The 20,578-nt window shown below is 71.2% G+C and carries 23 protein-coding genes; 11 read left to right on the top strand and 12 right to left on the bottom strand.

Annotation, left to right across the window (positions count from 1 at the left end; all coding sequences use genetic code 11):
• Positions 1-38 precede the first annotated feature (38 nt).
• Positions 39-1,235: an MFS transporter gene (locus tag AC3IF3_RS15110; RefSeq protein ID WP_489229394.1), complete on the top strand. Its 1,197-nt coding sequence runs from the start codon at positions 39-41 to the stop codon at positions 1,233-1,235.
• Positions 1,236-1,263: 28 nt separating this feature from the next.
• On the opposite strand, the gene AC3IF3_RS15105 is transcribed toward AC3IF3_RS15110, so the two are convergent.
• Positions 1,264-1,638: an antibiotic biosynthesis monooxygenase family protein gene (locus AC3IF3_RS15105; RefSeq protein WP_489229393.1), complete on the bottom strand. Its 375-nt coding sequence runs from the start codon at positions 1,636-1,638 to the stop codon at positions 1,264-1,266.
• Between the two features lies 1 nt (position 1,639).
• A complete protein-coding gene (locus tag AC3IF3_RS15100) occupies positions 1,640-2,149 on the bottom strand; it encodes a MarR family winged helix-turn-helix transcriptional regulator (protein WP_489229392.1) in 510 nt (169 codons plus the stop codon).
• A gap of 180 nt (positions 2,150-2,329) precedes the next feature.
• Between AC3IF3_RS15100 and AC3IF3_RS15095 the strand changes: the two genes are divergently transcribed.
• On the top strand, positions 2,330-2,833 hold the full coding sequence (locus tag AC3IF3_RS15095; protein ID WP_489229391.1) for a GNAT family N-acetyltransferase: 504 nt from the start codon (positions 2,330-2,332) through the stop codon (positions 2,831-2,833).
• 3 nt (positions 2,834-2,836) lie between these two features.
• On the opposite strand, the gene AC3IF3_RS15090 is transcribed toward AC3IF3_RS15095, so the two are convergent.
• Both AC3IF3_RS15090 and AC3IF3_RS15085 read right to left on the bottom strand, forming a co-directional pair.
• On the bottom strand, positions 2,837-4,018 hold the full coding sequence (locus AC3IF3_RS15090) for a multidrug effflux MFS transporter (protein WP_243964753.1): 1,182 nt from the start codon (positions 4,016-4,018) through the stop codon (positions 2,837-2,839).
• A gap of 763 nt (positions 4,019-4,781) precedes the next feature.
• Positions 4,782-5,759: a c-type cytochrome gene (locus AC3IF3_RS15085; RefSeq protein ID WP_489229390.1), complete on the bottom strand. Its 978-nt coding sequence runs from the start codon at positions 5,757-5,759 to the stop codon at positions 4,782-4,784.
• Positions 5,760-6,082: 323 nt separating this feature from the next.
• On the opposite strand from AC3IF3_RS15085, the gene AC3IF3_RS15080 reads away from it, so the two are divergent.
• Together AC3IF3_RS15080 and AC3IF3_RS15075 are read left to right on the top strand one after the other, a co-directional pair.
• Positions 6,083-6,826, top strand: a complete 744-nt coding sequence (locus AC3IF3_RS15080) for a 3-deoxy-manno-octulosonate cytidylyltransferase (protein WP_489229389.1) — start codon at positions 6,083-6,085, stop codon at positions 6,824-6,826.
• Between the two features lie 23 nt (positions 6,827-6,849).
• The gene (locus tag AC3IF3_RS15075; RefSeq protein WP_243964756.1) at positions 6,850-7,707 is read left to right on the top strand and encodes a prephenate dehydratase; all 858 of its coding nucleotides are present in this window, start codon (positions 6,850-6,852) and stop codon (positions 7,705-7,707) included.
• A gap of 57 nt (positions 7,708-7,764) precedes the next feature.
• Here the strand turns inward: AC3IF3_RS15075 and AC3IF3_RS15070 are convergent, their stop codons facing one another.
• From AC3IF3_RS15070 to AC3IF3_RS15060, 3 genes are all read right to left on the bottom strand, one after another.
• Complete coding sequence (locus AC3IF3_RS15070) at positions 7,765-8,151, bottom strand: type II toxin-antitoxin system HicB family antitoxin (RefSeq protein WP_489231306.1); 387 nt, start codon at positions 8,149-8,151, stop codon at positions 7,765-7,767.
• A 52-nt stretch (positions 8,152-8,203) separates the two neighbouring features.
• Positions 8,204-8,368 (bottom strand): type II toxin-antitoxin system HicA family toxin, encoded by a 165-nt coding sequence (locus AC3IF3_RS15065; RefSeq protein ID WP_489229388.1) that lies wholly within the window; start codon positions 8,366-8,368, stop codon positions 8,204-8,206.
• 132 nt (positions 8,369-8,500) lie between these two features.
• Positions 8,501-9,226, bottom strand: coding sequence for a tyrosine-protein phosphatase (locus tag AC3IF3_RS15060; protein ID WP_243964759.1), 726 nt, complete (start codon positions 9,224-9,226; stop codon positions 8,501-8,503).
• Between the two features lie 197 nt (positions 9,227-9,423).
• Between AC3IF3_RS15060 and AC3IF3_RS15055 the strand changes: the two genes are divergently transcribed.
• The 3 genes from AC3IF3_RS15055 to AC3IF3_RS15045 all read left to right on the top strand — a co-directional run bounded on the left by AC3IF3_RS15055 (position 9,424) and on the right by AC3IF3_RS15045 (position 10,978).
• Positions 9,424-9,930 (top strand): GNAT family N-acetyltransferase, encoded by a 507-nt coding sequence (locus AC3IF3_RS15055; RefSeq protein ID WP_489229387.1) that lies wholly within the window; start codon positions 9,424-9,426, stop codon positions 9,928-9,930.
• A 110-nt stretch (positions 9,931-10,040) separates the two neighbouring features.
• Positions 10,041-10,574: an inorganic diphosphatase gene (gene ppa, locus AC3IF3_RS15050; RefSeq protein ID WP_489229386.1), complete on the top strand. Its 534-nt coding sequence runs from the start codon at positions 10,041-10,043 to the stop codon at positions 10,572-10,574.
• A 122-nt stretch (positions 10,575-10,696) separates the two neighbouring features.
• Positions 10,697-10,978 (top strand): hypothetical protein, encoded by a 282-nt coding sequence (locus tag AC3IF3_RS15045; protein WP_489229385.1) that lies wholly within the window; start codon positions 10,697-10,699, stop codon positions 10,976-10,978.
• A gap of 376 nt (positions 10,979-11,354) precedes the next feature.
• Here AC3IF3_RS15045 and AC3IF3_RS15040 read toward each other — a convergent pair whose 3' ends face one another.
• Both AC3IF3_RS15040 and AC3IF3_RS15035 read right to left on the bottom strand, forming a co-directional pair.
• Entirely contained in the window at positions 11,355-11,519 is a 165-nt protein-coding gene (locus tag AC3IF3_RS15040; protein WP_489229384.1) for a hypothetical protein, read from the bottom strand.
• 94 nt (positions 11,520-11,613) lie between these two features.
• On the bottom strand, positions 11,614-12,132 hold the full coding sequence (locus tag AC3IF3_RS15035; RefSeq protein WP_243964766.1) for an META domain-containing protein: 519 nt from the start codon (positions 12,130-12,132) through the stop codon (positions 11,614-11,616).
• A 221-nt stretch (positions 12,133-12,353) separates the two neighbouring features.
• Between AC3IF3_RS15035 and AC3IF3_RS15030 the strand changes: the two genes are divergently transcribed.
• From AC3IF3_RS15030 to AC3IF3_RS15015, 4 genes are all read left to right on the top strand, one after another.
• Positions 12,354-12,677, top strand: coding sequence for a helix-turn-helix domain-containing protein (locus AC3IF3_RS15030; protein WP_243964767.1), 324 nt, complete (start codon positions 12,354-12,356; stop codon positions 12,675-12,677).
• A 190-nt stretch (positions 12,678-12,867) separates the two neighbouring features.
• The gene (locus AC3IF3_RS15025; protein WP_489229383.1) at positions 12,868-13,605 is read left to right on the top strand and encodes a PIG-L deacetylase family protein; all 738 of its coding nucleotides are present in this window, start codon (positions 12,868-12,870) and stop codon (positions 13,603-13,605) included.
• Complete coding sequence (locus tag AC3IF3_RS15020; protein WP_489229382.1) at positions 13,602-14,195, top strand: SAM-dependent methyltransferase; 594 nt, start codon at positions 13,602-13,604, stop codon at positions 14,193-14,195. Before AC3IF3_RS15025 ends, AC3IF3_RS15020 begins: the two co-directional genes overlap by 4 nt.
• A complete protein-coding gene (locus AC3IF3_RS15015; RefSeq protein WP_489229381.1) occupies positions 14,192-15,043 on the top strand; it encodes a glycosyltransferase family 2 protein in 852 nt (283 codons plus the stop codon). Before AC3IF3_RS15020 ends, AC3IF3_RS15015 begins: the two co-directional genes overlap by 4 nt.
• A 359-nt stretch (positions 15,044-15,402) precedes the next feature.
• Here the strand turns inward: AC3IF3_RS15015 and AC3IF3_RS15010 are convergent, their stop codons facing one another.
• From AC3IF3_RS15010 to sucD, 3 genes are all read right to left on the bottom strand, one after another.
• Positions 15,403-16,374 (bottom strand): HpcH/HpaI aldolase/citrate lyase family protein, encoded by a 972-nt coding sequence (locus tag AC3IF3_RS15010; protein ID WP_243964771.1) that lies wholly within the window; start codon positions 16,372-16,374, stop codon positions 15,403-15,405.
• A gap of 335 nt (positions 16,375-16,709) precedes the next feature.
• Positions 16,710-19,460, bottom strand: a complete 2,751-nt coding sequence (locus tag AC3IF3_RS15005) for a phosphoenolpyruvate carboxylase (protein WP_489229380.1) — start codon at positions 19,458-19,460, stop codon at positions 16,710-16,712.
• Positions 19,461-19,685: 225 nt separating this feature from the next.
• Positions 19,686-20,576 carry a succinate--CoA ligase subunit alpha gene (gene sucD / locus AC3IF3_RS15000; protein WP_243967786.1) on the bottom strand — a complete coding sequence of 297 codons (891 nt, stop codon included), beginning with the start codon at positions 20,574-20,576 and terminating at the stop codon, positions 19,686-19,688.
• Positions 20,577-20,578 lie beyond the last annotated feature (2 nt).

Genomic DNA, 20,578 nt, shown 5'->3' with positions numbered 1-20,578 from the left:
CCAGGCTATCAGGGTCAGATCCCGGAGGATACGCCGCGATGGATCCCACAACCCTGTCCCGCCGCACCCTGCGCTTCGTCAACGTCGCGCACGCCCTCGACCATTTCGTGCTGCTGATCTACCCGACGGCGGTCATCGCCATCGCGGCCCAGACGGGGCTCGGCTACGGCGAGCTGATCGGGCTGGCCACCGGCGCCTTCGTGGCCTTCGGCCTGTGCTCCCTGCCGATGGGCTCGCTGGCCGACCGGTTCGGGCGGCGCACCATGCTGGCCCTGTTCTTCTTCGGCTACGGCCTGTCCTGCCTCGGCGTGGCGAGCGCCTCGACCCCGCTCGGCTTCGCCCTGTGGCTCTGCGTGCTCGGCCTCGCCTCGGCGATCTACCACCCGGTCGGCTCGGCCATGCTGGTGACCCATGCGAGCCGGCTCGGGCGTGATCTCGGCCTCAACGGCGTCTGGGGGAATCTCGGCGCGGCCTCGGCCTCGGGCGTCACCGCCCTGCTGGCCGCAACGGTCGGATGGCGCGCGGCCTTCGTGGTCCCGGGCCTCGTCTGCCTCGCCTGCGGCGCCGCCTTCGTGGCTTTGGTGCCGGGCGACGGTGAGGCTTCGGCCAAGAAGGCCGGCGGCGCGGCGGTGATCCCGGTGACCCGGCCCTGGGCGCTGATGGCGATGTTCGCCGTGGCGATCTTCGCGGGCGGCCTGACCTTCAACCTGACGACGATCAGCCTGCCCAAGGTCATCGACGAGGGCGTCGGCCACGCGCTGCCCCTGGCGCTGATCGGGTCGCTCGCCACCGTGGTGTTCCTGTTCGGGGCCCTGATGCAGCTCGCCATGGGCCGGCTGATCGACCGCTACAGCCTGCCGGCGCTGTTCGTGGCGCTCTCGATCCTGCAACCGTTGGGCCTGGGGATCGCCGCGCTCTCCACCGGCCTGCCGCTGCTCGCCGGGCTCGTGCTGGCCATGACGGCGATCTATGGGCAGGTGGTGATCAACGACGCGATGATCGCCCGCTACGTGCCGCCCGCCTACCGGGCGCGGGCCTACAGCGTGCGCTACTTCGTGGGCTTCACGGCGAGCGGCTTCGTGGTACCGGCCATCGCGGTGCTCCACGACCGCGGCGGCTTCGCCCTGGTGCTCGGCATCGCGGCCGCCTGCGGCGCGGTGATCTGGCTCTCGGCGCTGGGCTTCCTGAAGCTGACGCAGGCCGGCGCACGGCCTGCCCTGGCGGCGGCGGAGTAGCCGCGGCGCCGGAGGGCGCGGCCCGATCTCAAGCGACGCAGATGCCCGGAACGGCGATCGGCCGGAACAGGTGCGGGCTGACCGTCGCGCCCTCGGGATAGGCGGCGAGCTGGGCCCGGAATTCCGGATTCGCGAACGCCGCCCGGAACTGGGCGACCGATTCCCACACGGCGTAGTTCAGGAACGCGCCGCTGCCGGCGATGCCGCGATGCAGCTGGGTCGAGATGAACCCCGGCTGCCGCTTCATGACCGCGGCGTCGGCACGCCATGCAACCAGCAAGCGGTCGGCCTCCGCGGGCGGCACGACGAAGGTATTGACGAGGACGACGGGTCCGTCCGCGCCGCCATCCTTGAGCTGATCCTCCAGCATCACGGTGCGGTCGGTCTCGATGAATGTCGGCATGTCAGCACGTCTCCAGGGTGTCCGGTGCGGTGGCGGGGGACGGATCGGGACCGGCGAGGCGAACCCGTAGGACACGCAGGACACCGTCGGCGGCCTCGATGATCTCGGGCGGCAAGTCGGCGGCCAGGGCATCCGCCCAGGTTTCCTGGCGCCGACTCGCGGCGCGGTAGGCGGCCTCGCCCGGCTCCGTCATCCTCACCAGCGCGGCGCGCCGATGGTGGGGGTTCGGCTCCAGGCGAACGAGACCGTCCGCGCGCAGCTCGGCGACGGAGCGTTGGACCGCCTGTCGGGTCAATCCCATGGTGCGGGCGAGGTGCGCCACGGGCAGCGGCGCCGGCACCAGCGCGATGGCCCCCAGCACCTGCCAGCGGGCGCTGGTCAGCCCGAGATCCGCGACCAGGGCGTCGCCGGAGGCGAGCAGCGCGCCGTTCAGCCGGAACACGTCGAGAATCAGGTCCGTCAGCGCTGTGCGGCGACGGCCTTCGGCACTGGGGGCGTCCGCTTGCCTCATGGCGGCCATCCTACATGAAGGCAGCAAGCTGTCAATTTGACAATGTGTTGTCAAATAGATGGGTCGGTCCCGGGGCGTCCGGCCATCCCGGGCCGTGAAATGGCGCCGGACCGCCGCTGCCGTTTGCCGGGCCGAGCCGACGCTGCTACGCGGCCATCGTCCGACCCCGTGAGCCTGCCCGTGACCTCCCTCTCCCTCGTCATCCGGCCCGAGCGGCCGGAGGACGCCCCCGCCATCGCCCGGCTCCAGGGCCGGGCCTTCGGCCCGGGCCGCTTCGCCCGCGCCGCCTATCGCCTGCGCGAGGGGGCGGCCGAGCGGCGGGACCTCGGTGTCACCGCGTCGGTGGGCAGCTTCCTCGTCGGCTCGGTGCGGATGGGCCCGGTGCGGACCGGTCCGACGCCCTTCGTGATGCTCGGCCCCCTGGCGGTGGATCCGAGTTTTGCGGGCCGCGGCATCGGCACTGCCCTGGCCCGCGCGGCGATCGAGGCGGCCCGGCAGGCGGGCGAGGGGCTGGTGCTCCTCGTGGGAGACGCGCCCTACTACGCCCGCTTCGGCTTCGCGCCGGTGCCGCCGGGGCGGCTGGCCCTGCCGGGCCCGGTCGATCCGGCGCGCCTCCTGTGGCTGGAACTCACCGACGGGTTTCGCGACGGCGTCTCCGGCCTCGTGGAACCGGTGCGCGCCTGAGGGTCAGGCCCGCCGGAGCGCCAGGGCCGCGATCAGGCCGGCGGCCAGCAGCGCCAGCGCCACCGGCGTGGCCGTGGTCGCGGGCCAGGCGGAGGCGGCGGCCGTGAACAGCGCCCCGAAGGTCATCTGCGTGAAGCCGTACAGGCTGGAGGCGGAGCCGGCCGCGTGCGGATCGACGTTCATCAGGCCCGCCACCGCGTTCGGGCTGAGCAGGCCGACGCCGACCGCGTAGGCGAAGAGCGGCGCGATCAGGCTGACGACGCCGAGCTGGCCGGTCCGATCGACGAGCAGCAGCGCCAAGGCCGCGGCGATGCAGAGGAGATTGCCGCGGCGCGCCGCCCTGCGGATCGGCACCCGCGCGGCGAGGCGGCTGGCCAGCATCGCTCCGCCAACCATGCCGAACACCACCATCAGGCAATCGAACCCGACCTCCTGGGAGGAGCGGCCGAGCCGGTCCACGAGCAGGAACGGCGCCACCGCCAGGAACGCGTAGAGGCTCGTGCCGCCGCAGGCCCCCGCCACCAGGTAGGCGCGGAACACCGGGATCCGCACCAGCCGCAGGTAGCCGGCCAGCACCGCGACGAAGCCGGGCAGCGCGACCTTGTGCCGGTTGGTCTCGGGCAGTCTGAACACCACCAGGGCCCCCAGCACGGCCACGAGGCCGGCGAGCACAACGAACACGGCCCGCCAGCCGAAGGCCTCGTTCACGACCCCGCCGATCGCCGGCGCCAGCGCCGGGGTGAGGGTCATCGCCGTGGTGAGAATCGCGAGTTTCCGGGCTGCATCCTCGCGGGTGGAGACGTCGCGCACCATCGCCCGGCCGATCACCAGGGAGCCGCAGGCCCCGAGGGACTGAAGCACCCGCGCCACCAGCAGCACGCCGATATTCGGCGCCGGGATCGCCAGCAGCAGCCCGGCGAGATAGAGGCCGAGGCCCCCGATCAGGATCGGGCGCCGCCCGTACCGGTCTGAGAGCGGACCGTAGAGCAGCTGGCCGCCCGCGAGTCCGATCAGGTAGACCGTGATGGTGAGCTGCGCCCCGGCCGCATTGGTGCCGAGATCCGCGGCCACGGCGGCGAGCGCCGGCACGAAGATGTGCAGCGCGACTGTTCCGGTCATGGTCACGGCGACCAGCAGCGGCAGGGGCGCCGGGCGCTCCCCGGAACTGAGACTTCGCTCTGGCAAGGCCACTCCTTCACGGTTCTCCAACCCGGCCGAATGGTGGGTCGCGGCCGCCGAAAGGCAAAGGTCGGGCCCGGCGCCCCGCGCCCTGCGCCGGATCGAGGGCCGGCGCGTCGGACCGCATGGCATCGGCGGAGGGCGGGGGGCCGATCCGCCCGCCGATTGCATGGGCCGGGTCGGGAACCGGGCCGGGCCCTGCAGGACGGTTACGGGGTCTGGCGCCCTGTATCCGCCCCCATGCGGCGACCGGCCCGCGCGGCGCTCGCCGGTGCCGAGCCGGTGGCGCCCGTCGAGCCAGGCCTGTCACGGCGTTTCCGGAGGTGCCGGGACACCGGCCAGACGCGCGCGCCTTCCCACAAGAGCCAGGATGGTCACATCTCGGCTCGGGACGGCGCGACAAGCCCCCCCGGGACAGGGGACCCGCGGCCCTCATCCAGCACCCGTGTACCCCCCAGATCGATCCGTGAGTCCGCAAGTCCACAAGGAGAAGAGGCACCACGCAGCTGTCTGACAATGTCGCAGCCGGAATCGCGATTCCCGCACCCAGCGCGAACACCTTGGAAACAGGGCCCGTCGAGCCTTTGGCCCAGGGGATCCGGCGGCGCGCACCGTCCCCTGCGGCTGGGACCATCGCTCCGGGTCAAAGGGCCGAGATCACCGGCGCGGATCCGCGGTTGCAATCAGACGGCGTGCCCAGGCGAATCAGGCGGGATGCGTTCGCCACTTGATCGCTGCAGCCCGGTGCCGCCCGCGCACCGGTGCGGCCCTACGGCTTCGGCGCGTTCGGGTCCTTGCTCGGGACGGTGATGTTGAGATCCTTCGCCCGGTCGACCGCCTCGGGATTGGCCTGCGCGGGCGGCTCCTTGGCGGCCGGCGCCGCGGGGGCGGTCGGCTCGGCGGGGATCGCGCTCGACGGCTGGCCCTGCTGGTCGCCGTCATGGGCGCCGGCCGGTGGCGACGGCGCATTGCGGTCGCTGGACTCGCTGGGTGCGCGGGGGCTGCCGGGGGACTTCTCCTCGACCGGCTTGGCCGTGCTGGTATCCGCCGGCTTGGCCGGGCTGTCCTTGCTCTCGGACGCCTTGGAGGCCGCCGGCTTGGCGGCGGTCGGCTTGTCGGCCGGTGCCTCCGCGGGCTTGGCCGCCGCGGGTTCAGCCGCCGCAGGCTTGGCCGCCGCGGGGGCGGCCGCAGGTGCCGGCGCCTCGGTCTTCTCGACGGCCGGCAGCGGCTTCGGATCCTCCGCGTTCGAGCGCAGATAGGCGATGACGTTGGCGCGCTCCTGGGGCGAGGCGATCCCGGCGAAGGCCATCTTGGTGCCCTTCACGTACCCCTTCGGATTGGTGAGGAACTCGTCGAGTTCCGCGTAGGTCCAGGCGCCGCCCTTCTCCTTCATGGCCGCGGAATACTCGAAGCCCGGATGCGCCCCCTTCGGCCGCTCGACGACACCGTACAGGACCGGCCCGACCTTGTTCGGCCCGCCCTTCTCGAAGTTGTGGCAGGCATGGCAGGCCTTGGTGCCGGCCTCGCCCTTCTCGACATTGGCGCTGGCGAGACGGACCGCGATCGGCTCGACCTTGGCCTCCGGGGCGGCCTCAGCGGTCTTCGGCTCCGGCTCGGGCAGGTCGTAGCCGGCCTTGCCCGCCGGCCGCGGGTGGTAGATCAACTCGGCGACGAAACCCGATCCGGCCGCGAACAGCAGAGCGCCGAGGACCGCGCCCAGGACCTTGTTCACCTCGAACGCGTTCATGCTCTACTCGCGTCTCGGCCCGGGCCCGTCGCGCGCCTGATCACGAGCGAGCGCATTCGGACGCCGGACATTTGGAAGATTTCGAAGTTGCCTTAGCCGTTCGCAGCGGCACCTGACAATGCCGGCGGCGGCCCCCGCGGCGCTGCAGCGCAGAATTATGCCGGTGAATCGTCAAGCTTGTCACCGAACGGCATCTTTTCGCCATTCGGGTTCTCCGGCTCTGGGGGACGACAACGGGGGGCCGGCCTGATAAGCAGCCGGCCCCGCATGCGGTGCGGCCGTCCGGCCCTTGCCCGCGCTGCGAATCGTCGGGTCCGAACGCGATGTCCGATCCCCTGGTCCTGATCCCCGCGCGTCTCGCGGCGACACGCCTGCCGAACAAGCCGCTGGCCGATATCGCCGGCGAGCCGATGATCGTCCATGTCTGGCGGCGCGCGGTCGCGGCCGGGATCGGCCCCGTGGTGGTGGCCACCGACGCGGCGGAGATCGCCCGGGTCGTGGTGGCAGCGGGCGGCATCGCCGTGATGACCCGGGCCGACCACCCGTCGGGCTCGGACCGGCTCGCCGAGGCCCTGGAGAGCGTCGATCCGGAGGGCCGCCACGACGTGGTCGTCAACGTGCAGGGTGACCTGCCGACCATCGACCCGGCGATCATCGGCGCGGCCATCCTGCCGCTGGCCGACCGCACCGTCGACATCGTCACCCTCTGCGCGGCCATCACCGATCCGCACGAGGCCGACAACCCGAACGTGGTCAAGCTCGTCGGCCACCATGTCGGCCCCGGGCGGCTGCGCGCCCTCTATTTCACCCGCGCCCGCGCCCCCTGGGGCGACGGGCCGCTCTGGCACCATATCGGCCTCTACGCCTACCGGCGCACGGCGCTCGGCCGCTTCGTCGCCCTGCCCCCGGGCGAGCTGGAGCAGCGGGAGAAGCTGGAGCAGTTGCGGGCGCTCGAGGCCGGCATGCGCATCGACGCCGTCATCGTCGACGATCTGCCGCTCGGCGTCGACACCCAAGCCGACCTGGACCGCGCCCGCGCCCTGCTCCGGGGCCGGCGCCTGAACTGACCTCGCGAACGAATCCCACCGCCATGACCGACCGCACCATCGCCTATCAGGGGGAGCCCGGGGCCAACTCGCACATCATCTGCGCGGAGGCGTATCCGGACTGGACGCCCCTGCCCTGCCCCACCTTCGAGGATGCCTTCGCGGCGGTCACGGAGGGCCGGGCCCGGCGGGCGATGATCCCGATCGAGAATTCGATCGCGGGCCGCGTCGCCGACATCCACCACCTGATCCCGACCTCGCCCCTGCACATCGTCGCCGAGCACTTCCTGCCGATCCATTTCCAGCTGATGGTGCTGCCCGGCGCTTCGGCCGAAGGATTGCGCAGCGTCCACAGCCACGTCCACGCCCTGGGTCAGTGCCGGCGGCTCATCCGCCGCCTGGGCCTCAAGGCCGTGGTGGCGGGCGACACCGCCGGCGCGGCCCGGGAGATCGCGGAATTGGGTGATCCGAGCCGGGCCGCGCTGGCGCCGGCGCTGGCCGCCGCGGTCTACGGCCTCGACATCCTGGAGCGGGACGTGGAGGACGAGGCGCACAACACCACCCGCTTCGTGGTGCTCTCCCCGGAGGCCGACCCGGTCGCCCCCGGGACGGAGCCCTGCGTGACGAGCTTCGTGTTCCGCGTCCGCAACATCCCGGCGGCCCTCTACAAGGCGCTGGGCGGCTTCGCGACGAACGGCGTCAACATGTCGAAGCTCGAGAGCTACATGATGGACGGCGAGTTCACCGCCACCCAGTTCTACGCCGAGGTCGACGGCCATCCCGAGGATCCGGGCCTCAGCCGGGCCCTCGACGAGCTCGGCTTCTTCTCCCGCGAGGTGCGGGTGATCGGCACCTACAGGGCCCACCCGTTCCGCGAGGCGGCGCGGCCGGCGGCGGAGTGACGTAGAGTCTGCCCGCGCATCGCCCCGAAAGCCGGCACCAGCTTCCGCAGCGATGCGCTAACTGCCAGTGGCGCTGACCAGAGCCGCCTCGATGAAGGCCGAACGGCTGAGGCCCCGGGCTTCAGCCGCCTCGTCGGTCAGCCGCAGCAATCCCTTGTCGATCATGATGTTGACGCGCACGCGCTCGCCCGGAACCCGTCGCGGGGCGATGAGCTGGACCATGGCGTCCTCCAGTTCCTCCGCCACGGACGGATCCGCACGGAGCTCCGCCAGCGTGCGCGCAGGCGGCGGTGCCAGCCCGTCCGTGATCAGCATGGCGAGATGGCCGGACAGGGCCTCGCGCGCCGACTCAGCCGCCACCTCGAAGCTCGTACCTGCCGACACACATCCCGGAACGTCCGGGAACGTGACACCCCACTCGGAGACGCCGGCTGGCGGGTGCATGAGACCGATATAGCCGTTCATGTCTGTTTGCCTCTGCCCGTGGAAACAAACTCTAGAGACCGGCCGCCTTCAGGATGGCCCTGACCGTCTTCGGGTGCATGTCTTTCTTGGGATGCGGGATAGTGATCTTTCCAGGCTTGGACGGATGCTTGAAATGCCGATGGCTTCCGGTCGTCGAATGCCAAACCCAGCCCGCGCCCTCGAGCGTGCGGATCAAGTCTTTCGAGTCCACGCCGCCCCCGCACGCGTCACCCTTGGACCGCCGCACCCGGCAACCCGGGGAGAATGTGGAACGGGTGTGTAATCCTTGCAAGATGTCGGCGCATCCGATGGCCGAGACCCGTGAGGCTCACTCCCGCCGCAGCAGCCGGTCCGCGGCGAGGTCCGACCAGAAGCCCGGCCGGAAGTCGCGCTTGAGCGCCTCCGGATCGTAGATCGTCTCGACCCAGGTCAGGAAGTCGATCCCCTGCGCCTCGCCCTCGGCGCGGTAGCGGGCGAAGAACGCGTCGAGGATGCCGGTCTTGGCGAAGCGGAGATGGCCGTAGCGGGCCGAGAGTTGCCGGGCCGCCTCGGCGACGGGGCGGCCCTCGTGCAGGATCAGGTAGAGGGCCGAGGCGAGGCCGGCCCGGTCGGCGCCCGATTTGCAATGCATCACGGCCGGGTATTCGATGCCCGCGAAAAACGCCTTGGCGCCCAGGATGGTCGCCCGGTCCGGCGCCTCCCGGGAGCGCAGCACGAACTCCACGAGCCTCAGCCCGTGGCGCTCGCAGGCCTCCCGCTGCAGCGGCCACGATCCGTGCTCCCGGCCGCCGCGGAGCGAGATGACCGTGCGCACGCCCTCGGCGCGGAAACGCGCGAGCTGGTGCGGTCCGGGCTGGGCCGAGCGCCACAGCGCCCCCGTGCCGACCCGGTGCCGGTTGAGATAGGCCAGGCGGAACACGCCGTGGTCGATCAGCAGCATGTTGGCCCAGGCCTTCAGCCGGTCGCCGGGGCCGGCGATCGGCCGCTCGAAGCGGGCGATTCGGGCCATGCGCCGCGCGTAGCGCGTCTCGGGCTTGAGGAAGCGGTTGAACAAGGCCGTGCTGCCGCGGGGAACGAGCGCCGGGCTCTATCAGCCGGCCGAGGGGCCGGCAATTCACCGCCGAACCGGCCGCGCCCCGTGGCCGCCTGGAGTTCGGCGCCGTTCTTGCCTTCACTCCGCCCGGATCGGCATCGAACCTGGGCGGACCGCGCGGGTTATCCGTCGGTCGGATGAGGGGAGGCCGGAAGCCCATGAGCACGCGCACCACGAGCATCCGCCGGGCCCGCGAGGCCGATCTCGGCGACTTGTCCAAGGTGTTCGATGCGTCCTGGCGCGAGGCCTATCGCGGGATCATTCCGGGCGTCGCCCTGGAGCGCCTGATCGCCGATCGGGACCGGGCGTGGTGGCGCGGCGCCCTGCGTCGCGGGCGGCCGATCGCCGTGGTGGAGACGGCCGATCGGGTCGTCGGCTACGCGGCCTATGGACGGACGCGCAGCCGCAGCCTCGGCACCGAGGCCGAGATCGACGAGCTGTATCTCCTTCCCGAATATCAGGGCGTCGGCCTGGGCCGGCGCCTGTTCCGGGCGGTCCGCAACGATCTCGGCGATCACGGCCTGACGCGGCTCGGCGTGTGGAGCCTGGAGGACAATGCCCGCGCCGGCGCCTTCTACGAGGGGCTCGGGGGCCGGCCCGGCCCGCGGGTGCTCGATCGCATGGCCGGAATCGCCCTGGCCAAGGTCGGCTTCCTGTTCGGCTAACGTTTTCCGGCACTCGTTGCCGGAGCGCGGCGACGACGGATTTGCAAGTTCCGGCGGCGTCTCTAAGAGGTCTGGGAAACTCAGAAGCCCGGATCCGGAAGCGACACGCCATGAAGATCGACGCCATCCCGCTCGGCAAGAAGCCGCCTCACGACGTCAACGTGATCATCGAGGTGCCCCTCGGGGGCGAGCCGATCAAGTACGAGATGGACAAGGACTCCGGCGCGCTGGTCGTCGACCGGTTCCTGTACACGCCGATGTTCTATCCGGGGAATTACGGCTTCATCCCCCACACCCTGTCGGGCGATGGCGACCCCTGCGATGTGCTGGTCGCCAACACCCGCGCCGTGCTGCCGGGGGCGATCATCAGCGCGCGGCCCGTGGGCGTGATGGTGATGCAGGACGAGGGCGGCGAGGACGAGAAGGTCATCGCGGTGCCCTCGCGCCACCTGACCAAGCGCTACGACCGGGTCGAGAACTACACCGACCTCCCCGAGATCACGATCCAGCAGATCCAGCACTTCTTCGAGCACTACAAGGACCTGGAGCCCGGCAAGTGGGTCAAGTTCGTCCGCTGGGGCGACAAGGAGGAGGCCCACCGGCTGATCGAAGAGGCGATCGAGCGGGCGAAAGCCAAGGCGTAAGCCGCGTCCACGGGCATCGTCCCCCCGGGCCGGCGGCAGCGATCGCCGGCCGCCGGCATGGCAGGGTGCGACTGCCGATGCTAAGGCTGCCGCCGCGCGCGAGGCGCGGATGGAGTTTACGGATGGCCCGGCTGCGCGCATCGATCGGCCTCGTCGGACTCCTGCTGAGCCAGGGCGCCGCGACGGCCGCGGATCCGGGTGCGGTTGCGCCGCCGCTCGACGGCTTCCGGGCCAGTTGCGAGGATCTCGGGACCTTCTGCTTCGCCGATGCCTGCGGCCGCGATCAGCTCGAGGCCGCCGAGAGCTGCCGGGCGCGCTGCCCGAGCGCGGCGATCATGAGCGTGGTCCCGGCCGCCTGCCGCCCGCCCGAGGCGCCGGTCACCGTCCTGCGCCGGCGCGGCTGAGCGCACGCTGCGCCCCGAGATCGGGCAGCGACAGGGTCCCGGCGCGAAAAATCAACGGCCCGCGGCAACGAATCGCGGCACGCGGCATTGACCATGTTCGACGTGTTGATCGACAGATGATGAGGGTGCGGTCAGATGCTCGCGAACGCGCGCGGTGCCCGCAAGCGAATGATGCGGACGAGTGATCTTCAACCACCCCGGGCGGGATTGAACGCGGACCCGGTCCTGTACGGTGTCGCCGCGGGTTTGGCGACGTTGTTTCCGCCCGTGACGATGCCGAAGGCGGCGGCCGAGCCGGCCCGCGCCGACGCGCAGGATACGTCCGAGGAGCCCTCCGGCGCCCCATGATCGGAGCGTGACGAGACGGCTCGTGCCGTCAGGTCGCGAGCCGGACGACGAGGAGCAGGGTGGCCAGCACCGGCACGGTGGCGGCGAGCCACAGGGCACCGGGGTGGAACCCGTCCGGGCCCGTGGATCGCGGGCTCCGCATCACCCCGGGGCGCAGGTCGGCGCCGCGCCCGATACCGATCCCGATTGGCATCCGTCACCTCCGCAATACTGGAGGCGTGATGCCCTAAGGTCCCCAAGACGGTCTGAATCGTCGCCCGCCTTCGTCCGACGTGGTGAACGGGTCCTTAAAGGGCGCGGTCGAACTTCAGTTCGCCGTTCGGGCTCTTGAGCACCAGTTGAGAGCCGACCAGGTCCCACACCGCCGAGGTGCGCAGGGCGACGAAGAAGGCCTGTTCGGTGGCCGCCAAGCCCTTGTCGCAGCTCTTCTTGGTGAGCGCGAGCGGGCCCACGGCGATGTGCTGCTCCTTGAGCGGGAAGGCGGTGGCCGCGAAGGTGTTGCAGCCGCCGTAGCCGCGGGCGCGGTACTGCTTGTCGATGATGAAGCTCGGCCGATCCCCGCCGGTGAACGGTTTGCCGTTGAGGCTGACGGCCGTCCAGGTGGAATCCAGCGGGAAGATCTTCTCGCTGGCCTTCGCCCCCGGGACGTATTGAGGCTTCTTCTCGTCCTCGCCGCCGGGACGACGGTTGCCCTTGCCGAATCCGGTGGGAGACCCGCCCCCCATCTGGGCCTGCGCCTGCGTCGCCGCGGACAGGTCCGCGGCCAGAACGGCACAGGCCAAGGTCGCGATCAGCGCCCCTCTCATCGTTCAGTCCCCATGTCGCGCGCTCCGCGCGCAGGCCATTCCGGATCCGGATATCCCGCGCCCGCCGCGCGGGACCGCCCCCCAAGGGGCCGATCCGAATCCATGCGCCTTGGCGGATGCGACAGGAATTCAGCACAATTATGGTCGGGCCTCGCTGCGACCGCCCGGAAACGATCCGCGCCGGCGGCCGTTGTCGAACATTGCGGATCGGGAGAGTGACCTTGGCAGGATCGGACGAGGGCCCGCAGAGCGGGGCGAGCGCGCGCGCGATGAGTCCGGCGCAGTCGCGGGCGGCCCGGGGGCTGCTCGGATGGTCCGAGGCGGATCTGGCCGCGAAGGTCGGTCTCGACGAGCGCTTCGTGCGCGATTTCGAGGGCGGCTACGGCGATGCGCCGAGCGGGCAGATCGAGGCCGTACGGAGTGCGCTCGGCGCGGCCGGGGTGGTCTTCACCGAGTCGCCCACCCCCGGCGTCCATCTGGCGAGCGAGTCGGGCACCGACGAGGGGACCCGTCTCGGCGGGCTCACCACTGAGAACGATCGGTGAAGTTCCGCCTCGACAGGCCACAACGGCCAGCCGAACGCGCCGCTCATGGCGCGTTCAGGCACCCGGTCCGATAGCCGGGGGGCACGAACCCGCGTGCCGCCCCGGAGCGATCCGTGACCGATCTCCCCCGCCTTCCATCCCGGAACGCCGTACGTTCCGCGACCCTCCCCGCCCAAACGGCGCCCCGCTGATGCGCGCCGACGCCTTCCTGGCGGCCGCCGACGCACTGCCCCTGGCGAGCCTCGACACGCTGGTCGGGGGTGGCGGCCTGGTGGTCGTCGCACCGCATCCCGACGACGAGAGCCTCGGCTGCGGCGGCCTGATCGCGGCCGCGCGGGCGGACGGGCGGCGCGTACATCTCGTCGTGATCAGCGACGGCTGCGGCTCGCACACGCATTCCCGCCTTTACCCGCCCGAAACGCTGCGCGCCCTGCGCGAGGCGGAGACCGTGCGGGCTGCGGCGATCCTCGGGCTCGGGGCGGAGGACGTGACCTTTTTGCGCCTGCCCGACGCGCACGTGCCGAGCGATGGGCCGGTCGCCGAGGCCGCCGCCGCGGCGGTCGCGCAGGCCGCCGCCGCCTGCGGCGCCGGCGCAGCGTTCGTGACGTGGCGGAACGACCCGCATTGCGACCACAGGGCGGCCGCCGCCATCGTCGCCCTGGCCCGGCCACGGATGCCGGGGGTGCGGGTCTACGAGTATCCGGTCTGGGGCTGGACCCTGCCGCCCGAGACCGAGGTCGGCGCGGCGCCGGAGGGTCTGCGCCTCGACGTCACCGCCTATCGCGAGACCAAGGCCCGCGCGGTCGCGGCGCACGAATCGCAGACCACGGACCTGATCTCGGACGATCCGCAGGGCTTCCGGCTCGAGCCCGACATGATCGCCCGGCTCTGCGGCCCCTACGAGCGCTTCGTGGCAATCCCCGCATGAACCGCCGGACCGAGACCCTGCCGGACGATTACTTCGCCGGGATGTACGCCAGCGATCCGGATCCCTGGGGCTTCACGACCTCGGCCTACGAGCGCGACAAATACGCGGCGACGCTGGCTGCCCTGCCCCGGGCGCATTACCAGACGGCCTTCGAGCCGGCCTGCTCGATCGGCGTCTTCACCCGCGCCCTCTCCGAGCGCTGCGACCGGCTGCTCGCCACCGAGCTGGTCCCGGCGGCGGCCCAGGCGGCCCGGGCCCGCTGCGCCGACCGGCCGGGCATCGAGATCCGCCAGGGCGCGGTGCCGGCCGACTGGCCGGTCGGCCAATTCGATCTGATCGTGTTCGGCGAAGTCCTGTACTTCCTCGCAGCCCCGGACCTGTCCGAGGTGGTACGCCGGACCGGCGCGGCGATCGCACCCGGGGGCGATCTCGTTCTGGTGCACTGGCTCGGCGAGACCGACTATCCGCAATCGGGCGACGGGGCCGCCGAGGCGTTCATCCGGCTCGCCGCGCCCTTCGCCCGGGTCCTGCACCAGTCGCGGACGGAGGCGTATCGGATCGACGTCCTGCGCGCTGGACCCGATCCGTGAGCACGGCCATCATCACCCTCAACAAGGGCCGGCGGCCGCACCTCATCCGCCTGCTCGAAGGGCTCGGCCGTGGCGCGCCGCCCGATGCCGCGATCGTCGTGGAGATCGGTGGCGACGACGCGCCCCTGCCCGTCCTGCCCTTCCCGGTGGAGCGCGTGCCCTTCCCGCGGGACGGCCTGCCGCTCGCGGCGGCGCGCAACGCCGGGCGCCGGGCGACGACGGCCGACACGCTGATCTTCCTCGACGTGGACTGCATCCCCTCGGCGGGGCTCGTGGCCGGCCTGTCGCGGGCGGCGGCCGAACACGACGGCCTGATCTGCTGCGCCATCGGCTATCTGCCGGCCGGTGCGGTCGGCGATGGCTGGCACGAGGCCGACCTGGAGCGGCTCGGACATCCGCATCCGGTGCGGGCCTTTCCGCCGCCGGGCGTGGTGGCGCCGGCGCCGCAGCCGGGCCTGTTCTGGTCGCTGGCCTTCGCGGTGCGCGCCGCCACCTATGACCGGCTCGGCGGCTTCGACGAGGATTTTTCCGGCTATGGGGCCGAGGATACCGACTTGGCGTTCAGGGCCGACGCGGCCGGGGTGCCGATCCTGTTCCTCGGCGGCCCGAAGGCCTACCACCAGCATCACCCGGGCTTCGACCCGCCGCTCCAGCATTTTCGCGACATCGTCGCCAATGCCGGCCGCTTCCACGCCCGGCACGGGTTCTGGCCGATGGACGGCTGGCTCGACGGCTTCGCCCGGCTCGGCCTGATCGCGGCGGACTGGCGCGCGGGGATCGTGATCCACCGCGACCCGACGCCGGACGAGATGGCGGCGGCGCGGCTGCCGGGCGACCGGCCGTTCTGAACGAAACCGTCCCTCCCCATTGGGGAGCAGGAGAAATCGGCGCTGCGCGCGCTGATTCTTGGCGAGGCGGGAGACTTCGCCTATGTTCGGAAGTGGAGCCGGTGATGGCTACACCGGCTCCTGGCGATCACCCGTTAGGGTTTAGCCATGTCCAGAAAAGCGGATGGGCGGCGAGGCGGAGGGTGAAGCTCCACTCGCCGCTTACCTTTCTGGCGATCGTCAGAACGATAACCATTCGTTCAACTCCCGGCCGCAACCGGCCGCGTGCGGCCAATCACGGACGGGCTGGTGAAGCCCGCGGGACACCCGTACCGACGCGCCCGGGAGAGGCGCAATCGACGTCGGGCGTCCTCGCTGGCTCAGCCCTTCATGGCATCCGCCTTCTCGATCAGCGCCTCGGCCATGCGGATCGAGGCGATGTCGATCAGGCGGCCGTCGAGGGAGACGGCGCCGCGGCCGGCCTTGGCGGCCTCTTCCATGGCCTCGAGGATGCGGCGGGCCTTGGTCACCTCGGCCTCGGACGGGGTGAAGACCTGGTTGGCCAGATCGATCTGGCTCGGGTGGATCGCCCACTTGCCTTCGAAGCCGAGCGCCGCGCAGCGCCGGGCCGCCGAGGTGTAGCCGTCAGGGTCGGAGAAATCTCCGAACGGGCCGTCGATCGGGCGCAGGCCGTAGGCGCGGCAGGCGATCAGCATCCGGTTCTGGGCGAACAGCCACGGGTCCTGCCAGTGGGTCTGGCGGTTGCCGCCCTCGTCCTTGTCGGTGAGCACCGAGAAGTCCGGGTTCACGCCGCCGATAACGGTCGAGCGGGCGCGGGTCGAGGCGGCGTAGTCGGCGACGCCGAACGACATCGCCTCCAGGCGCTTCGACGACTGGGCGATCGCCTCGACATTGGCCATGCCGAGGGCGGTCTCGATCAGCACCTCGAAGCCGAGCTTCTTCTCGCGCTTCTTGGCTTGCTCGATCTGGGTGACCAGCACGTCGATGGCGTAGACGTCCTGGGGCACGCCGACCTTGGGGATCAGCACCATGTCGAGCCGCGGACAGGCTTCGACGATGTCGACCACGTCGCGGTACATGTAGTGGGTGTCGAGACCGTTGATGCGGATCATCATGGTCTTGCTGCCCCAATCCAGGTCGTTGAGCGCCTGGATGATGTTGGTGCGGGCCTTCTCCTTGTCGTCGGGGGCGACGGCGTCTTCCAGATCGAGGAAGATCACGTCGGCGGCCGAGGAGGTCGCCTTCTCCATGAAGGTCGGGTTCGAGCCCGGGACGGCGAGTTCCGAGCGGTGCAGGCGGGCCTTGGCCTGCTGGATCAGGGTGAAGCTCATCTTGGGTTCTCTCTCCTGGTGACGGTTCTGATGCCGTTGCGGGATGCAATCCCGTTCATCGGCGGCAAATGGCGCGCGTAGGGTTCCCTGACAGGGCGCGGCGATGCGTTTCGGTCTGCTCCATCGGCTCATGACACCCGCGCGTCCCCCTCCCCCCTCTGCGGGGGAGGGTGGCCCCTGCGTCAGCAGGGGTCGGGAGAGGGGAACCCGGGTTCCGGATAAGGCGCGACTATTGGGACGGGTAAAGCCAGGTCCTGCACCGTCGCTCCCCTCTCCCGACCCCCTTCGGGGGCCACCCTCCCCCGCAAAGGGGGGAGGGAGAATCGCGCAATGCCTCATCCGGTCGACCCGAAGCCGACCGCGATGCAGTTGATCGACAGCAGCAGGGCCGATTTCACCGCCTCGCGCCGGTCCTCGTCGGTCTCGGCGCGGTAGCGGGCGAGCAGTTCGACCTGCTCGCGGCCGACCTGGTTGATCGTCGGCAGCCGCCCCTTGAGCCGATCCCGGAACAGCGGGAAGCGCTCGGCCAGCTCCGATCCGCCGCTCACCCGCAGGACCATCTCCCGGGTCAGGGCGTACTCGGCCTCGATGGCGGAAAAGATCCGGTCGCGGATCGACGGATCCTCGACGAGGCCCGCATAGGCCCGGGCGATGTCGAGATCGACCATCATCAGCGTCTTCTCGACCTCGTCGAGGACGAGGCGCAGCACCCGCGACTCGTGGAACAGGCGCTTCAGGGTCGCCTCACCCTCCCGGCCACGCACGTCGAGGAAGCTCGCCAGCCCCGAGCCGACCCCGTACCAGCCGGTGATCACGTGCCGGTTCTGCGACCACGCGAACACCCAGGGGATCGCCCGCAGATCCGAGAGCGACCGGGCGCCGAACCGGCGGGCCGGGCGCGAGCCGATATTCAGGAGCGCGATCTCGTCCAGCGGGCTCGCCGCCTGGAAGTAGTCGACGAGGCCGTCGGTCTGGAGTAGCTGGACATAGGCCGCCCGGGACGCCCCGGCCAGCGCCTCCAGGGCGTCGTCGTGGCCGGCCCCCGCCCGCTCGCCGTCGCCGGCCAGGGCGTGCTCGAACACCGAGGCGGCGAGCAATTCCATCTGGTAGGCGGCGGTGCCGCGGTTGGCGTATTTGAACGAGACGACCTCGCCCTGCTCGGTCGTGCGGAACCGGCCGCGGATCGAGCCCGGGGGCTGGGCCATGATGCCCCGGTGGGTCGGCACGCCGCCCCGGCTCACCGAGCCGCCGCGCCCGTGGAAGAAGGCGATGCCGACGCCGAGTTCCTGGCCGAGCCGGGTCAGCTTGCTCTGCGCCTTGTACAGCTCCCAGTTGGCAGCGACGAAGCCGCCGTCCTTGTTGGAGTCGGAATAGCCGATCATCACCTCCTGCACGCCACCCTGCCAGCGGGTGGAGCGGCGCACCACCGGCGTGCCGAGCAGCGCCCGCATGATCGCCGGGCCGGCGCGCAGGTCGTCGATGGTCTCGAACAGGGGCACGATCGGCAACGGGCAGATCTCGGTGCCGGCCGCGTCGAGGAACACCCCCGCCTCCTTGGCCAGCAGATAGGCGCCGAGCACGTCCTCCACCGAGCGGGTCATCGACAGCACGAAGGCGCCGAACGCCTCGCGGTCGAGGGCCTCGCGCATCTCGGCGACGAGGGCGAAGGTGGCCAGCGTCTCCCGGGCGGCGTCCGGCAGATCCTCGAAGGAGCGCTCGGGATCGCGCGGCCTGGCCAGTTCCGTGTCGAGCCATTGCCGCCAGGCGGCGGTGCCGAGGGCCGGCGGCTCGCCGTCGCCGTTGCGCTGGCGCCAGAGGGCGTGGAGCGTGTCGGTGGTGCGGGTGGTGTTCTCACGCAGGTCGAGCCGGACGGTCGAGAAGCGGAAGATCTCCACCATGCGCCGGACCGGGCGGACGAGGTCGCGGGCCAACGCCGCGCATTTGGCCTCCGCCAGCCCGCGCTCCAGGACGCGCAGATCCTCGATCAACCCGTCGGCGCTGGCGTAATCGGGGCCGGACGGGTGCTCGCCCTCGTTGCGGGCGATGGTCGCCTCGATCTTGCGCAGGACGCAGGAGAGATACTGGCGATACGGCTCGCCGGGGTTGCGCCGGGTGATCGCCCGGGCCTGCCCGCTCTCGGCGAGCTGCCGGTCGAGTTCCGCGCGAAAGCCCTCGGGCAGCGGCAGGGTGCGCTCCGTGAGCGACAGGGTCCGCCCCAGCTCGCGCACGCCGTCGCGGTAGCGGGTGAGCGAGGCCAGCGCGTTGCGGTGCAGGGTCTGCCGGGTGACGGCGGCGGTGACGTAGGGGTTGCCGTCCCGGTCGCCGCCGATCCACGAGCCGAACTGGAAGAACGGCGGCACCGTGAAATCCGTGCCCGGATAGGTCTCGGCGAGCGCCTCCTCCAGGGTCTCCAGGGTCTCGGGCAGCATCTCGAACAGGGTCTCGTCGAAGAAGTGCAGCCCCCAGGCGACCTCCCGCTCGACCGTGGCCTTCTCCAGGTGCAGCTCACCGGTCATCCAGACCAGCTCGATCTGGTCGCGGAGCTCGTTCATGAGCCCGTTGCGCTCGCGGTCGGTCCAGCGCGGCATTTCCAGCTCGCGCAGCACAAGATAGATGCGCCGGAATTTTTCGAGGACGGTGACGCGCTTGCCCTCGGTGGGATGCGCGGTCAGCGTCGGGCGGATGCGCAGGTCGCTCAGCAGCGCCTGGATCTTTTCGGGCGGCACCCCCTGCTTGCGGGCATCCGAAAAGACCTTGGCGAAGGAGCCGCCGAGCGCGGCCCGCCCCTCCGTGCGCTCCACGTGGCGGCGGCGGCGCATCGCGGCGTTCTGCTCGGCGATGGAGATCAGCTGGAACCAGATCCCCTGCACCTGGAGGGCGCGTGCCAGCATCTGCGGCGAGAACCGCGAGATGTCGGCGGTGCCGTGCAGCACCGCCTCCAGGTCCGGATCGTGCCGGCGGGCGACGTCGAGCAGCGCCTGGAACAGGATGTCCAGGGCCTGCTCCGACGAGGTGCCGGTGATCACCGGCGGCGCGAAGGCCGTGGCATCGACGTGGCCGGGGGTCGCGTGAAGGGTACGGGTCATGGGGCCACCTCGTGGCGCACGGTACTTTCGGGACGAAGCGCGACGCGCTCCCTCCCCCCTCTGCGGGGGAGGGTGGCCCCCGCGTCAGCGGGGGTCGGGAGAGGGGAGCGCCATTTCGGAAAAAAAGTCGCGACGGGAGCCGAAGCCCGCACCGGCGCGCTGCCCCTCTCCCGCCCCGCATCGCGGGGCACCCTCCCCCGCAGAGGGGGGAGGGTTGAGGGGCCGCTAAGCCGCCCGGGCCAGCACGTCGGCCACGGTCTGACCGAACGAGCCCGGATCCGGCGCCACCGTCAGACCGTACGAGCGCATGATCTCGGCCTTCTCGGCGGCGCTGTCGCCGGCCGCCGAGATGATCGCCCCGGCATGGCCCATGCGGCGGCCCTTCGGCGCCGTCAGCCCCGCCACGAACCCGATCACCGGCTTCGACATGTTCTCGCGAATCCAGGCCGAGGCCTCGGCCTCCTGCGGGCCGCCGATCTCGCCGATCATCAGCACCGCGTCGGTATCCGGATCGGTCTCGAACAGGGCGAGGTGGTCGAGGAACGACGAGCCGTTGATCGGATCGCCGCCGATGCCCACCGAGGTCGAGATCCCGAGCCCCAGTTCCTTCAGCTGCGCGGCCGCCTCGTAGCCGAGCGTGCCCGACCGGGAGATCACTCCGACATTGCCCGGGAGGTAGATGTGGCCGGGCATGATCCCGAGCATCGCCTTGCCGGGGGAGATGATGCCGGCGCAGTTCGGGCCGACCACCAGGGTGCGCCGGTCCCGGGGGTAGCGCATCAGGTAGCGCTTCACCCGCATCATGTCCTGGGCCGGGATACCGTCGGTGATCGAGCAGACCAGCCGCAGGCCGGCATCGGCCGCCTCCATGATGGCGTCGGCGGCAAACGGCGGCGCCACGAAGGTGATCGAGGTCGTGGCGCCGGTGGCCGCCACCGCCTCCTTGACGGTGTTGAACACCGGAAGGCCGAGATGGCTGCGCCCGCCCTTGCCGGGCGTGACGCCGCCGACGACGTTCGTGCCGTAATCCAGCATCTCCTTGGCGTGGAAGGTGCCCTTGTCGCCGGTGATGCCCTGGACGATGATCGGGGTGGTCTCGTCGATGAGGATGCTCATGG

This window comes from Methylobacterium sp. J-118 (genome assembly GCF_057836565.1).
This window is presented reverse-complemented; position numbering and strand designations above follow the sequence as displayed.

Excerpts from the sequence above, each read along its gene's own strand:
- AC3IF3_RS15110 (WP_489229394.1), top strand. The coding sequence starts at position 39 with ATGGATCCCACAACCCTGTCCCGCCGCACCCTGCGCTTCGTCAACGTC.
- AC3IF3_RS15105 (WP_489229393.1), bottom strand. The coding sequence starts at position 1,638 with ATGCCGACATTCATCGAGACCGACCGCACCGTGATGCTGGAGGATCAG.
- AC3IF3_RS15100 (WP_489229392.1), bottom strand. The coding sequence starts at position 2,149 with ATGAGGCAAGCGGACGCCCCCAGTGCCGAAGGCCGTCGCCGCACAGCG.
- AC3IF3_RS15085 (WP_489229390.1), bottom strand. The coding sequence starts at position 5,759 with ATGAACGCGTTCGAGGTGAACAAGGTCCTGGGCGCGGTCCTCGGCGCT.
- AC3IF3_RS15080 (WP_489229389.1), top strand. The coding sequence starts at position 6,083 with ATGTCCGATCCCCTGGTCCTGATCCCCGCGCGTCTCGCGGCGACACGC.
- AC3IF3_RS15075 (WP_243964756.1), top strand. The coding sequence starts at position 6,850 with ATGACCGACCGCACCATCGCCTATCAGGGGGAGCCCGGGGCCAACTCG.
- AC3IF3_RS15070 (WP_489231306.1), bottom strand. The coding sequence starts at position 8,151 with ATGCACCCGCCAGCCGGCGTCTCCGAGTGGGGTGTCACGTTCCCGGAC.
- AC3IF3_RS15055 (WP_489229387.1), top strand. The coding sequence starts at position 9,424 with ATGAGCACGCGCACCACGAGCATCCGCCGGGCCCGCGAGGCCGATCTC.
- ppa (WP_489229386.1), top strand. The coding sequence starts at position 10,041 with ATGAAGATCGACGCCATCCCGCTCGGCAAGAAGCCGCCTCACGACGTC.
- AC3IF3_RS15045 (WP_489229385.1), top strand. The coding sequence starts at position 10,697 with ATGGCCCGGCTGCGCGCATCGATCGGCCTCGTCGGACTCCTGCTGAGC.
- AC3IF3_RS15040 (WP_489229384.1), bottom strand. The coding sequence starts at position 11,519 with ATGCCAATCGGGATCGGTATCGGGCGCGGCGCCGACCTGCGCCCCGGG.
- AC3IF3_RS15035 (WP_243964766.1), bottom strand. The coding sequence starts at position 12,132 with ATGAGAGGGGCGCTGATCGCGACCTTGGCCTGTGCCGTTCTGGCCGCG.
- AC3IF3_RS15025 (WP_489229383.1), top strand. The coding sequence starts at position 12,868 with ATGCGCGCCGACGCCTTCCTGGCGGCCGCCGACGCACTGCCCCTGGCG.
- AC3IF3_RS15020 (WP_489229382.1), top strand. The coding sequence starts at position 13,602 with ATGAACCGCCGGACCGAGACCCTGCCGGACGATTACTTCGCCGGGATG.
- AC3IF3_RS15010 (WP_243964771.1), bottom strand. The coding sequence starts at position 16,374 with ATGAGCTTCACCCTGATCCAGCAGGCCAAGGCCCGCCTGCACCGCTCG.
- AC3IF3_RS15005 (WP_489229380.1), bottom strand. The coding sequence starts at position 19,460 with ATGACCCGTACCCTTCACGCGACCCCCGGCCACGTCGATGCCACGGCC.
- sucD (WP_243967786.1), bottom strand. The coding sequence starts at position 20,576 with ATGAGCATCCTCATCGACGAGACCACCCCGATCATCGTCCAGGGCATC.